The organism is Chania multitudinisentens RB-25, from assembly GCF_000520015.2.
In the GTDB taxonomy this organism is placed as follows: domain Bacteria; phylum Pseudomonadota; class Gammaproteobacteria; order Enterobacterales; family Enterobacteriaceae; genus Chania; species Chania multitudinisentens.
Genome location: NZ_CP007044.2, coordinates 255,430 through 268,437, shown reverse-complemented (window position 1 = coordinate 268,437; position 13,008 = coordinate 255,430). Strand labels below are relative to the sequence as shown.

Genomic DNA, 13,008 nt, shown 5'->3' with positions numbered 1-13,008 from the left:
GTAAATAGCATTGGCAGTCTCATCAAACTGTGAGTTTTATCAGAAAATTGCGGAATGTGATGCAGTGAAATGCAAAGTTGTGACGGCAAAGCTCTAAGGAAATACGGGGATTGTGCAGTTGAGATGGATATTCCCAGGAAAAAAAACTAGGCTGCTAACAAGAGAGGAGGAGATTTTCTATAGAGCCGAATTTCAGAGGTGCATGATGTTAGAGCAAATTTGTCAGTTATCCCGCGAAGCGGGAGCGGCGATCATGAAGGTATATCGTGGTGAGCAACCGATTGATATCACGCAAAAAAAAGATGACTCACCGGTGACGGCAGCCGATCTGGCGGCGCACCATATTATCAAGCGGGGGTTAGCCGCGTTAACACCGGGCATACCGCTGCTGTCGGAAGAAGATCCGCCGGTTTGGGCAGTGCGCCGTCATTGGACGCGTTATTGGCTGGTTGATCCCCTCGACGGTACCAAAGAGTTCCTGCACCGCAACGGTGAATTCACGGTCAATATCGCCTTGATCGAGGAGGGGGTTGCCGTGATGGGGGTGGTTTATGCCCCGGCAATGGATGTGTTGTATCTGGCTGAACGCGGTAAAGCCTGGAAAGAAGAGCAGGGTCAACGCTGTGCGATTAGCGTCAATAATGCTATACCGCCTTTGGTGGTGGTCAGCCGTTCTCATAGCGATGATGAACTGAAAGATTACCTGAAACAGTTGGGGGAACATCATACGGTTGCGATAGGGTCATCGCTGAAGTTCTGTCTAGTGGCGGAAGGTAAAGCCCAGCTTTATCCACGTTTTGGGCCAACCAATATCTGGGATACTGCCGCAGGGCATGCAGTCGCGGTAGCGGCCGGGGCACAAATTCACGATTGGCAGGGCAAACCACTCATGTATACGCCCCGTGAATCTTTTCTTAATCCTGGTTTTCGGGTTTCATTGTTTTAAAACAGAGCCCCGTCAGTGGTAATGACGGGGCCCTTTTTTACTCTCTATTCAGCAATTGGTGCAGCATGTCCATGACCTGCTGGATTTCTTGCGGTGTCAGGACGCCATCTTTAGCAAACTGGATGTTACCTTGTTTATCCAGCACCACAATGGCTGAACTTTTTGGCTGGAGATCCCAGGCTTTTCTAACGTTGCCATTGCTATCGACAATAAACTGCGACCATGGGAACGTTTTCTTACTGTCTTCGATACTGTTTCGTACAAACACGGCAGTACCGATAATGGCATCATCAGTGTTGACGATGGTCGTTGTTTGATAACGATCGTGCGGTAGTTTGGCAGCCTTAATGGCTTCAATGAGTGGATCGTTCATCTCTTTGGCAGAGGTGCGGCCAGCAATGTGCTGGATCACTCGCACTTTTCCAGTGAGCTGCGCACTATTCCAATTTTTATAGCTAAACTTATCGTTAACGTAATCTAATTCTCCTTTATCACTGACGCCGATAGGGGCGACGCGTTGCTGGAATTGGAGGTTGTGCGCGGCGGCCAACATTGGGGTCAGCAGCAGCGATATCAGCAGCAGGCTACTTTTTTTCATGCATTCTCCTGAAAGAGGCAGTGATTATCAATCATACGCAGGTGCTTAAAGCATAGGTGGTCATCAGAGGTCTGTCCTGTTAGCCGGATCGCAGTTTTCCTTTCTGGCATTCATTATGCGGTTTTTGAATTATCATACTGATAGATTAATAAATATCTTTATACAATTCTGTCAAAAAATGTAAATACAGTGCAAAAATCCAAGCGAGGCTGAACAAAATGGTCTTTACTAGGTCTACTACATGGTAATCATGTTGCGTTCTGAATTTTGAAGCTACCACTTTGGTAGCCCTCTGAACGTTTGGAACCAAAGGGAGAGGAGTAAAACAATGAGAATCTTCCATCGCTATAACCCACTGAAAGTGGCGAAGTATGTAAAAATCCTGTTCCGAGGAAGGCTGTATATCAAGGACGTGGGGGCGTTTGAGTTCGACAAAGGTAAAATCCTGATGCCGAAGGTGCGTGACAAACGCCATTTCAACGTTATGTCAGAGGTCAACCGGCAGGTGTTGTTACTGCAAGCCGATATGGGTTGATAAGCTATCCCCTTCGTCTTTCAAACCGCAGCGTTGTTGACTGCGCTTGCTCACCCTACCGTAAGCGCTGTTCAAATCGGTTAAGAATCGAGTTTGTCGCCTAGCTGCAACTTGAAATTCATAGGGGATAGAGAGTTAGAAAATGCGGCCCTGTTGGGGCCGCTGCTGCTTCTGGCGTAAGGTGTTTATGCTTGGGGGGCTTCATCCGGGGCTTTGGGCAACACGGCGGGCGGTTTATCGCTCAACCGAGTGACCAGCAATTGGTCTATTTTGTAGCTATCGATATCCACCACTTCAAACTTGTATCCAGCATATTTAACGAAATCAGTACGTTTCGGGATTTTACGCAGCATATACATCATAAACCCGCCGATGGTTTCATAGTTACCGGCCTGCGGGAATTCATCAATGTGCAGCACGCGCATTACATCTTCAATCGGTGTTCCGCCCTCAATTAACCATGAGCTTTCGTCACGCGCGACGATCTGCTCCTCCTGCCCTTGACCGACCAGATCGCCCATCAGCGTAGTCATCACATCGTTCAGGGTGATGATCCCGACGACCAGCGCATATTCATTGAGGATCACCGCAAAGTCTTCACCCGCAGTTTTGAAACTTTCCAGCGCTTCTGACAGAGTTAAGGTATCTGGCACGATCAACGCCGAACGGATCTGCACGCCGCTGCTCAACACCAGGCTTTGATTACCCAAGACGCGGTTCAGCAGATCTTTGGAATCAACATAGCCGACGACCTGATCGATATGACCATCACAGACCAGGAATTTGGAGTGCGGGTGTGTGGAAATCTTTTCTTTGATGCTCTCTTCGCTTTCACGTAAATCAAAGTAGATCACGCTTTCACGGGAGGTCATTGACGAAGGTACCGTGCGTGATTCCAGTTCAAACACGTTTTCAATCAGCTCATGTTCCTGCTTGCGTAACACCCCGGCCAGCGCCCCGGCTTCCACCACGGCGTAAATATCGTCGGAAGTGATGTCATCTTTACGTGCCATGGGCAGTTTAAACAGGCGGAAGATTAAATTAGCCATGCCGTTGAAGAACCAGACCAATGGGCGGAAGATCATGATCGAGAAACGCATCGGGTTGATGATCCGGACGGCAACTGCCTCTGGTGCAATCATACCGATGCGCTTCGGGGTTAAATCTGCGATCAGGATGAACAGGCTGGTCACCAGCACAAACGAACACATGAAACTGACTTGCTCCGAGAGTTCAGATGACAGAAAGCGATCAAATAACACTTTGAAAGTTGGGGAGAAAGCCGCATCACCGACGATACCGCCCAGAATGGCCACAGCGTTCAGGCCGATTTGTACCACGGTAAAGAAGATACCTGGTGTTTCTTGTAATTTAAGTACCCTGGCGGCATTGATGTTGCCTTCATCGGCCATCAGTTTCAGCTTGATTTTGCGTGATGCCGCTAGCGATATTTCTGAAAGTGAGAAGAATGCGCTCACGGCAATCAGAAAAAGAATCAGTAAAATACTGTTTAACATAATCTATCCATTGGTGCCGACGGGATGGCGGCGCTTTTTCGGAGGGGAAGTACCTTGTAAAAAAAGTAATGATAACAACCACAAAAGAAGCCATCAGGCCGCAAATGCAGCCTGCGTAGTATAGCAGTTGCCCGGTGAGGGCCGCCAGTGGTTAAAAATCTACCACTAATGAGCCATTAACCCTGCGGTGGCAGGCAAACTCCGATCCCACCCAGGCCGCAATAACCCGCTGGATTTTTGTGCAGATATTGCTGGTGATCGTCCTCAGCGTAATAGAACGGTTGGGCTGGCGCAATTTCCGTGGTAATGGTGCGTCGGTCATTCGCCGCCGTCATCGCTTGTTGGAAGCGTTGCAGGCTGCGTTCCGCTTCTGCCAACTGCTCCGGCGATAAGCCGTAGATAGCGGAACGATATTGCGTACCGATATCCCCACCCTGGCGCATTCCCTGGGCCGGATCGTGGTTTTCCCAGAATACCTGTAGCAGATGCGTGTAACTGGTGATGCTGGGATTGAATACGACACGCACCACTTCGGCATGGCCGGTTTGGCCGCTACATACTTCACGGTAGGTTGGATTTGGCGTGTATCCCCCGCTGTAACCCGCTGCGGTGCTGTAAACTCCCGGTTGTTGCCAGTACAACCGTTCCACCCCCCAGAAGCAGCCCATGCCGAAAATGGCCACTTCCATACCGCTTGGCACATGAGTCATTGAATGGTGGGTTACCACGTTGATTGCCGCAATGGGAATTGGCGTGGTGCGGCCAGGCAGCGCGCTTGCCTTATCGACAGAGTGAGATTTATCAAAAGATTGCACCACGTTAACTCCTGTTGTTGCTGTAAGAATTGACCTAAGAGGGGCCTGTGTCAGTTGTAACTGGCAGCGTCTTTGCCCACAATAAGTCTTATGTATAAGCTTAACGCAGTATTTTGAGCGCAAAAAGCCAAAAGTGCGTCTCGTTTTCGGTCACAGAAGATGCCTGACACGCAGCGTCTGGGGAAAAGGTCATTCGGTCTTCCTTGGCCCGGAGCAACGGTATTGGCAGGAAAATAAAATAAACTAAGGAGAACGTGTGCCACGATACCGTGTCCTTTGCGTTTTATGTATGTTGTTCGCGGCGCCAGCGGTGTTTGCGGCGAATGTGCGGCTACAGGTTCAAGGCCTGAGTGGGGAGTTGGAAAGAAACGTCCGTGTGCGCCTGTCGGGGATCACGCAGGAAGAAGTCAGTGCCGAAGGGCGGTTTCGCGCTCGGGTGGATGCGGCTATCCGCCAGGGCCTGCGGCCATTGGGATACTATCATCCGACCATTGATTTCACACTGGATGATCGCCCGACGTTGTCGCGCCCGGTACTGTATGCCAAGGTTAATCCCGGTGAACCGGTACGCCTTGCCGGCGCCAATATCAGCCTGGAAGGCGGTGCGCAAACGGATGAAGACTATCTCAATCTGGTCAGGAATAATCGCCCGACGGTGGGTGAGATCCTGCACCACGGTAAATACGACAGCTTTAGAAACTCGCTGACTGGCCTGGCCTTGCGCAAAGGTTACTTTGATGCGGAAATGGTTAAAAGCCAGTTGGGTGTGGCAGATGAATTACATCAGGCATTCTGGGATATCGACTTCAACAGCGGCCAGCGTTACCACTTCGGCAAGGTAAGGTTTCAAGGCTCGCAAATCCGTGAGGATTACTTGCAAAATCTGTTGCCCTTTCGGCAGGGAGACTATTACAGCTCGGACGATCTCGCTGAGCTGAACCGCCGTTTATCCGCCACCAACTGGTTTAACTCGGTGGTGGTGTCCCCTGATTTTCACGATGCCAAAGAGAGCCGGGTTTTACCGCTAGATGCGCTGGTGACGCCGCGTAACAGTAATATTATAGAGATGGGGGGCGGTTTCTCTACCGATATCGGCCCGCGTGTGCGCGGCACCTGGCGCAAGCCGTGGCTGAATGACCGTGGTCACAGCCTGACAACCAGCGCCAGTATTTCAGCACCGGAACAGCAGCTGGATCTGACCTACCGTATTCCTTTACTGAGAAGCCCACTTGAACAGTATTATCTGTTACAGGCGGGTTTTAAACGTGAAGACCTGAACGACACCGAATCCGACAGTACCAAAATGGTGGTTTCACGCAACTGGGATCTCTCCAGCGGTTGGCAGCGGGCATTAACATTAAGCTGGCGTTTGGACCACTTTACGCAAGCCAGAGTAACCAACACCACGATGCTGCTTTATCCCGGTGCCACGATTAACCGCACGCGGGCACGCGGAGGGCTGATGCCGGTCTGGGGGGATAGCCAACGGTACTCTCTGGATGTTTCCGATACCACCTGGGGTTCTGACGTTGATTTTGCATTGATGCAGGCACAAAACGTTTGGATCCGCAGCCTGGCGGAGAAGCACCGCTTTGTCGCTCGTGGCCAGGTAGGGTGGATTGAAACCAATGACTTTGATCGGGTGCCGCCAGATTTGCGTTTCTTTGCCGGGGGCGATCGCAGCATCCGTGGTTATAAATTCAGGAGCATTTCTCCGCGTGATGACAGCGGTAAGCTGACCGGAGCCTCCAAAATGCTGACGGGTTCACTGGAATACCAATATAACGTGACGGGGCGTTGGTGGGGGGCGATGTTTGTTGACTCAGGGGAGGCGGTTAACGATATCAGAGAGCGTGATATCAAAACCGGTGCAGGCGTTGGCGTGCGCTGGCAGTCGCCGGTAGGGCCGGTGAAACTGGATATTGCGGCCCCGATTGGGGATCAAGAAACCCATGGGGTACAGTTTTATATCGGTTTGGGGCCTGAACTATGAGCCTAGTGAAAAAGATTTGCCTGGGATTTTTGATCCTGTTGCTGCTGTTGGTGGGAACCGTGGCCTTCCTGCTAGGCACTACCACTGGCTTGCATATGGTGATCAACGGTGCGGTGCGTTGGGTGCCAGGGCTGGAAATCGCCTCGGTCAGCGGCGGTTGGCGTGATTTGACGCTGAAAGGTGTGCAATACCGGATGCCAGGGGTAGCGGTTAACGCTGGGCAATTCCACCTGTCGCTTGATCTTTCCTGCCTGAAACGCAGTTCACTGTGTATCAATGCGTTGACTGCCCAGGATGTGGATGTGGTGGTGAAAACCGCCGAATTGCCTCCTGCTGCACCGGTAACTGAAACCAGTGAACCGCTTACCGAGCTCAGTACGCCGTATCCGATCACATTGCGTCTGTTAGCCTTGAATAACGTGAAGGTCAGCGTGGACGATACCGCGATTTCGCTTGGAGAATTCCGCAGCGGCGCACGGTGGCAGCAACGGGCGTTAACTTTGTTGCCAACCTCAATCGACTCTTTGCTGGTTGCCTTGCCAAAAACGCCGGTGAATCCATTACCCGAAGCGGTTTCTGCACCGGAATCGCCGCCGGAAGAAAAGCCGCTGGCGGAAACGCTGCAAGCATTGTTTAACAAACCCTTGTTACCTGATTTACCAGAAATTCATTTGCCACTGGATATCACTGCCGAGCAAATCAACGGTGAGCAGTTGCGGTTGACCGGTGATAACGACGTGTCGATCACCCATTTGCTGCTGCAACTGAGCTCTCAGGCGCAGCATATTCAACTGGATAGTTTCAACGTGGCATCGCCACAGGGGACGCTTTCGGCTAAGGGCCAGGCGACGCTGAGCGGCAGTTGGCCCGTTGATATGACGATTAACAGTGCGTTGAATATCGAACCGCTGAAAGGCGAGAAATTGAAGCTTAATCTTGGTGGCGCGCTGCGTGAAGAATTAAAGGTGGCGCTTAATCTCTCTGGTCCGGTCAGCGCGCAGCTTGATGTGCAAACCCAACTGGCTACTGCTGGGTTGCCGCTGGCCCTGACGCTGCAAAGCCAACGGCTGAAATGGCCGTTGACCGGGGAAGCACAGTATCAGGCGAATGACTTCCGCCTGCGCCTCAACGGCAAAGCGGCTGATTATGCGCTGTCGATGCGCGCTAATCTCCAGGGCCAGGAACTGCCGCCAGCGGTGATGACGCTGGATGGCAAAGGTAATCTGGAACAGTTCCGGCTCGAACGTTTGCGCGTGGCGGCGTTGCAGGGCAATGCCGATCTCACCGCGCTGGTGGATTGGCAAAAAGCCATCAGTTGGACATCACAATTAACGCTCAACGGCATCAACACCGCCAAGCAATGGCCGGAGTGGCCAGCACGGCTGGATGGCAACATCACCACCCGAGGCAGTTTGCACGGCGGCAGTTGGCAATTGCAGGTGCCGGTATTGCAGCTTGATGGCAATGTGAAGCAAAACCAAGTCTCGGCGCGTGGCTCTTTCAGCGGTAATGCGGCTGGGCAGTGGCGGGTTCCCGGTATTGAACTGGCATTGGGGCGCAATACGCTCAGTGCCAAAGGCCAACTCGATGAGAAAAACTGGAATCTGGATGCCAATATTGATGCACCGCGTCTGGATGGTGCCCTGCCAGGATTGGGGGGAACGGTAAGGGGCCAACTCAGGTTACGTGGCAACCTACAAGCACCACAACTGTTGGCGGATCTGACCGCGCTTGGTCTGCAATGGCAGGCGTTGCATATCAATCGGGTCAAGGTGGACGGCGATGTGCGTTCCGCAGAACAGATCCAAGGGCAGTTGACCGTGCGGGTTGAACAACTGAAACAGGATGCATTACAGGTCAACCTGTTGACGTTAGATGCCAGGGGCAGCGAGCGCCAACACCGGTTACAGCTGAACATTGAAGGCTCGCCGGTTTCCGGCCAGCTTCAGCTGAATGGGGGTTTTGATCGCCAGCAGCAGCGTTGGCGTGGCGATCTCAGCCATACCCAGTTCGACACGCCTGTCGGTGAATGGCGTTTGACCCGCTCCATCACGCTGGATTATCTGAATGCACAGCAGAGAGTCAGCGTTGGGCCGCATTGTTGGGTTAACCCTAATGCTGAGCTGTGCGTGCCAAGAACCATTGACGCTGGAGCCAGTGGTCAAGCCAGCGTGGTGCTCAACCGTTTTGATCTGGCAATGATTAAGCCGTTCCTGGGCCCGGAAACCGCGCTGAGTGGCGTATTCAGTGGCCGGGCAGAGGTCAGTTGGCAACCAGGGGGGGCGTTGCCGCAGGCAAGAGTCTCGCTGGTGGGCAACAGCGTGAAAGTGGTGCAGCAGATGCAGGGGGCCGCGTTGCCGATTGCGTTTGAGACGCTCAATTTCAATGCGGGGTTGAACAATGGCCGGATGCAGGCTGACTGGCTGATCAAGTTGGTCAATAACGGGCAGTTCAACGGCAATATTCAGATCACCGACCCACAGGTACGCCGTAATATCAGCGGTAATGTGAATATCACCAATATCTCGCTGGCGTTGCTGCAACCGATATTGACGCAGGGCGAGAAAGCCTCAGGGGTGTTGAATGCCAATTTGCAATTGGGGGGGAACGCACATAACCCGCTGGTGTTTGGCCGCCTGGCGTTGGATAGGGCCGTCATCACCGGCCACTGGATGCCGTTTGATATGACCGAAGGCCGCCTGGCGGTGAATTTCAACGGTATGACCTCAACGTTAGAAGGCCTGCTCGGTACCACTCATGGGCAACTGAATCTGGTGGGTGATGCAGACTGGCGCGATATCGATGCTTGGCGAGCGCGCATTGCAGCCAAAGGCAATCAGTTACGGGTGACGATCCCACCGATGGTGCGCATTGATGTTTCACCGGATCTGGTGTTTGAAGCTACACCGCAGCTGTTTTCACTTAACGGTTCGGTTGATATTCCATGGGCACGCATCACGGTGCAGGAATTGCCGGAAAGTGCAGTAGGTGTTTCACGTGATGAAGTGATGCTCGATAATCAGCTGAGGCCGATTCAACCGGCAACGGCGGCGATCCCGATTAACAGTAACCTGACGGTGCGTATTGGCAACGACGTGCGCTTGGATGCCTTTGGCCTGAAAGCCATGCTGCGCGGTAACCTGAGGGTGGTGCAGGATAGAAATGGGCTGGGCCTGAATGGGCAGATTGACATCCCTTCGGGGCGTTTCCACGCTTATGGGCAGGATCTGATCGTGCGCAAAGGCCAGTTACTGTTCTCCGGCCCGCCCGATCAGCCGTTGCTGAATATTGAAGCGATCCGTAACCCGGATGCAACCCAGGATGGTGTGACCGCAGGGGTGCGGGTGACCGGCATGGCGGATGCGCCGAGGTTGGAAGTGTTCTCTGACCCGACATTATCTCAACAGGAAGCGTTATCGTACCTGCTGCGTGGCCAGGGGTTGGGCAGTTCTGGTGCGGATGGCAACGCCATGACTTCAATGTTAATTGGTATGGGGGTTGCACAAAGTGGTCAACTTGTGGGTAAAATCGGCGAGGCGTTTGGCGTAAGTAATTTGGCCCTTGATACCGAGGGAGTCGGTGACAGCTCTCAGGTAGTAGTGAGCGGCTATGTTCTCCCTGGCTTACAAGTAAAATATGGGGTGGGGATATTCGACTCATTGGCCACGCTGACGTTGCGATACCGCCTGATGCCTAGGTTGTATCTGGAAGCGGTGTCTGGTATTGACCAGGCATTGGATGTGCTCTATCAGTTTGAGTTTTGAGTTATGCGAATAATTGTCTACGGCAGTTTACGCCGCAAACAGGGAAATAGTCATTGGATGACTAACGCCCAATGGTTGGGTGAACATGAGCTTGAAGGCTATCAGATTTATAATCTGGGCCATTACCCAGCGGCGATCCCTGGAGAGGGAACGATACATTGTGAAGTGTATCGTATTAACTCATCGATTCTGGCAGAGCTGGATGAATTAAAAAGTAATACCAAAGACTATAAGCGCGAACTGATTCAGACGCCTTATGGTAGTGCGTGGATCTACCTGTATAAACACAGCGTAGAGAATTTTCCACGGATCGAATGCGGTGACTGGCTGAATCGCCTTGACGAACAGCCATAAAAAAACGCCGCTCATTCATTGAGCGGCGTTTTTCCATCTGAACAGGTGGAAATTATTTCTTGGCTCGTTCGAAAGAGGCGACGATTTCAGCCTTAGCGGCAGCGGCATCTGCCCAGCCATCCACTTTCACCCATTTGCCTTTTTCCAGATCTTTGTAGTGCTCAAAGAAGTGAGTAATCTGCGCTTTTAGCAGCTCAGGCAGATCGTTCACATCTTTTATGTGATCGTATTCTTTGGTCAGTTTGCTGTGCGGCACTGCAACCAGTTTCGCATCTTCACCGGCTTCGTCTGTCATTTTCAGCACACCAACCGGGCGGCAGCGGATCACTGAGCCAGGTTGCAGCGGATATGGAGTGGGCACTAATACGTCAACCGGGTCACCGTCCAATGACAGGGTATGGTTGATGTAACCATAGTTGCACGGATAGAACATCGCGGTAGACATGAAACGATCAACGAATAACGCGCCGGTTTCTTTGTTGATCTCATATTTGATTGGGTCGGCGTTCGCCGGGATTTCGATAACGACGTAGATGTCTTCCGGCAGGTCTTTGCCAGCAGGGACCAGATTCAAGCTCATGTCGATTTTCCTTTAATCAAACCAGAAACGGAGTGGTAGCTATTATAGCTAAAACACTCCTAAAGTATTCCCATTTTTCAGACTGACAGCCGTTCCATCCCTTGCGTTTTTTACCTGGTTGGGCTTGTGAATGTGCCTTGCCGGGCGTGGTTATCTCCGATTTTGGCGACGGATGTATTACCATCTATGAAATACTTTTGGTGCAGGTATATTACGCAGCTATTAGAACCGATAAATGGAGTTTGGTTATGCAGCGAAGCCGAAAAAATAAAATATCTTATCGAGTGTGTTTACTGGCAGCCTCTGCTGTCTTGATATTTAGCCAAGCCGTTAACGCTACGGTTTCCGGTCTGCCGCAAAACTACCATCAGGTTTCCTTGGATTTGTATCGTTCTTCTCAGCCTGATCTGATGCAGATGAAGGCGCTGGAAAACAGCGGTATCAAAACGGTTCTCAGCCTGCGCCAGTGGAATGATGATGACGGTGAAGCCAAAGGGACAAACTTGGTGCTGCGCCGGGTGAAAATGAATGCTGCCGTTATCAATGACGATCTGGTGGTGAATGCGTTACGGGAAATTCGCTTTGCGCAGAAACCGGTCTTGGTCCATTGCTGGCACGGCAGCGATCGTACCGGGCTGATTGTGGCCATGTATCGGTTGGTGTTTCAACATGCGGCTAAAGTGGATGTACTGGCTGAACTGAGGAAGCCAGAATATGGTTATCACGAAAGCTACTACGGCGGTATTGCGCGTTATGTGCGCGATGTTGATGTTAGCCAGATACAACAACGTGTATTCGGTGCGCCAGCGGGCTAAGGTCACAACCCTGGCAGCAGGGAACGTGCTGCCAGGGAAACGCACAATGACTTATTCGTCTGGGAAATCAGCGATAAAGCGTTCTGCGTCCTCTACCATTGATTTGGTGCCGACAAAGAACGGAGCACGCTGATGCAGTTTTTCCGGCATGATGTCCAGAATGCGTCTTTTGCCGTCGCTGGCTTTTCCCCCGGCCTGTTCAGCCAGGAATGCCATCGGGTTGCATTCATACAACAGGCGCAGCTTGCCTTGTGGATGGCTGGCGGTGCTTGGATAAATGTAGATGCCGCCTTTCAGCAGGTTGCGGTGGAAGTCGGCAACCAGTGAACCGATATAGCGTGAGGTATACGGACGCATGGTCGCTTCATCCTGCTCTTGGCAGTATTTGATGTATTTCTTCACGCCAAGCGGGAACTTGATGTAGTTGCCTTCGTTGATGGAATACATGCAGGCTTTTTCTGGATAACGCACTTTCTCGTGAGAGAGGCAGAACACCCCTAGAGACGGATCGTAAGTAAAAGCATGCACGCCATAACCAGTGGTATACACCAACATGGTGGATGAACCATACACCACGTAGCCAGCAGCAACCTGGGCGCTGCCTGGCTGAAGGAAATCTTCTTCAGTGACAGGCGTGCCAATCGGAGTAATGCGGCGATAGATAGAGAAAATCGTACCGACTGAGACGTTGACGTCAATGTTGGATGAGCCATCCAACGGGTCCATCAGCACCACATACTTGCCGGTTTCGGCCCGCTCACCTTCGAATATCACGATATCGTCTTCTTCTTCGGAAGCGATACCCGCAACTTCGCCGCGTGCTTTCAGAGCAGCTTTCAGTTTTTCATTGGCGAATAAGTCCAGTTTCATCTGAACTTCGCCCTGTACGTTAGAAATGCCACTGGTCCCCAGAATATCAACCAGACCTGCTTTGTTGATATCCCGGTGGATGATTTTGGCACCCAGTTTAATTGCGGAAAGTAGCGCGGTTAGCTCGCCGGTGGCGTGAGAGAAGTCGTGCTGTTTCTCGACGATAAATTCGCCTAACGTTTTCATGACACAATCCCTGAATCTACGGATGGATAGCGGTT

At 51.9% G+C, this 13,008-nt stretch carries 11 protein-coding genes; 6 read left to right on the top strand and 5 right to left on the bottom strand.

From position 1 onward, the window contains the following. Positions 1 to 205: 205 nt before the first annotated feature. Entirely contained in the window at positions 206 to 946 is a 741-nt protein-coding gene (cysQ, locus tag Z042_RS01080) for a 3'(2'),5'-bisphosphate nucleotidase CysQ (protein ID WP_024912425.1), read from the top strand. Positions 947 to 983: 37 nt separating this feature from the next. Here the strand turns inward: cysQ and Z042_RS01075 are convergent, their stop codons facing one another. After that, a complete protein-coding gene (locus Z042_RS01075; RefSeq protein ID WP_024912426.1) occupies positions 984 to 1,544 on the bottom strand; it encodes a YtfJ family protein in 561 nt (186 codons plus the stop codon). Between the two features lie 328 nt (positions 1,545 to 1,872). On the opposite strand from Z042_RS01075, the gene Z042_RS01070 reads away from it, so the two are divergent. Further along, complete coding sequence (locus tag Z042_RS01070; RefSeq protein WP_024912427.1) at positions 1,873 to 2,079, top strand: DUF1107 domain-containing protein; 207 nt, start codon at positions 1,873 to 1,875, stop codon at positions 2,077 to 2,079. A gap of 185 nt (positions 2,080 to 2,264) precedes the next feature. On the opposite strand, the gene paeA is transcribed toward Z042_RS01070, so the two are convergent. After that, the gene (paeA, locus tag Z042_RS01065; protein WP_024912428.1) at positions 2,265 to 3,596 is read right to left on the bottom strand and encodes a polyamine export protein PaeA; all 1,332 of its coding nucleotides are present in this window, start codon (positions 3,594 to 3,596) and stop codon (positions 2,265 to 2,267) included. A 176-nt stretch (positions 3,597 to 3,772) separates the two neighbouring features. Continuing rightward, entirely contained in the window at positions 3,773 to 4,411 is a 639-nt protein-coding gene (gene msrA, locus Z042_RS01060; protein WP_154667027.1) for a peptide-methionine (S)-S-oxide reductase MsrA, read from the bottom strand. Between the two features lie 256 nt (positions 4,412 to 4,667). On the opposite strand from msrA, the gene tamA reads away from it, so the two are divergent. The 3 genes from tamA to Z042_RS01045 are packed head-to-tail and all read left to right on the top strand — an operon-like array spanning position 4,668 to position 10,522. Then, the gene (gene tamA, locus Z042_RS01055) at positions 4,668 to 6,404 is read left to right on the top strand and encodes an autotransporter assembly complex protein TamA (protein WP_024912430.1); all 1,737 of its coding nucleotides are present in this window, start codon (positions 4,668 to 4,670) and stop codon (positions 6,402 to 6,404) included. Further along, entirely contained in the window at positions 6,401 to 10,168 is a 3,768-nt protein-coding gene (tamB, locus tag Z042_RS01050) for an autotransporter assembly complex protein TamB (RefSeq protein ID WP_024912431.1), read from the top strand. The genes tamA and tamB overlap by 4 nt, the downstream gene beginning before the upstream one ends. A gap of 3 nt (positions 10,169 to 10,171) precedes the next feature. Continuing rightward, positions 10,172 to 10,522 (top strand): gamma-glutamylcyclotransferase family protein, encoded by a 351-nt coding sequence (locus Z042_RS01045; protein WP_024912432.1) that lies wholly within the window; start codon positions 10,172 to 10,174, stop codon positions 10,520 to 10,522. Between the two features lie 52 nt (positions 10,523 to 10,574). On the opposite strand, the gene ppa is transcribed toward Z042_RS01045, so the two are convergent. After that, complete coding sequence (ppa, locus tag Z042_RS01040) at positions 10,575 to 11,102, bottom strand: inorganic diphosphatase (protein ID WP_024912433.1); 528 nt, start codon at positions 11,100 to 11,102, stop codon at positions 10,575 to 10,577. Between the two features lie 248 nt (positions 11,103 to 11,350). Here ppa and Z042_RS01035 point away from each other — a divergent pair, with 248 nt between their 5' ends. Further along, positions 11,351 to 11,917: a tyrosine-protein phosphatase gene (locus Z042_RS01035; RefSeq protein ID WP_024912434.1), complete on the top strand. Its 567-nt coding sequence runs from the start codon at positions 11,351 to 11,353 to the stop codon at positions 11,915 to 11,917. Between the two features lie 51 nt (positions 11,918 to 11,968). On the opposite strand, the gene fbp is transcribed toward Z042_RS01035, so the two are convergent. Continuing rightward, positions 11,969 to 12,973 (bottom strand): class 1 fructose-bisphosphatase, encoded by a 1,005-nt coding sequence (gene fbp / locus Z042_RS01030; RefSeq protein ID WP_024912435.1) that lies wholly within the window; start codon positions 12,971 to 12,973, stop codon positions 11,969 to 11,971. Between the last annotated feature and the right edge of the window lie 35 nt (positions 12,974 to 13,008).

Coding starts and splice junctions, on each gene's coding strand:
- ppa (WP_024912433.1), bottom strand. CDS start 11,102: ATGAGCTTGAATCTGGTCCCTGCTGGCAAAGACCTGCCGGAAGACATC.
- Z042_RS01075 (WP_024912426.1), bottom strand. CDS start 1,544: ATGAAAAAAAGTAGCCTGCTGCTGATATCGCTGCTGCTGACCCCAATG.
- Z042_RS01035 (WP_024912434.1), top strand. CDS start 11,351: ATGCAGCGAAGCCGAAAAAATAAAATATCTTATCGAGTGTGTTTACTG.
- Z042_RS01045 (WP_024912432.1), top strand. CDS start 10,172: ATGCGAATAATTGTCTACGGCAGTTTACGCCGCAAACAGGGAAATAGT.
- Z042_RS01070 (WP_024912427.1), top strand. CDS start 1,873: ATGAGAATCTTCCATCGCTATAACCCACTGAAAGTGGCGAAGTATGTA.
- paeA (WP_024912428.1), bottom strand. CDS start 3,596: ATGTTAAACAGTATTTTACTGATTCTTTTTCTGATTGCCGTGAGCGCA.
- cysQ (WP_024912425.1), top strand. CDS start 206: ATGTTAGAGCAAATTTGTCAGTTATCCCGCGAAGCGGGAGCGGCGATC.
- tamB (WP_024912431.1), top strand. CDS start 6,401: ATGAGCCTAGTGAAAAAGATTTGCCTGGGATTTTTGATCCTGTTGCTG.
- fbp (WP_024912435.1), bottom strand. CDS start 12,973: ATGAAAACGTTAGGCGAATTTATCGTCGAGAAACAGCACGACTTCTCT.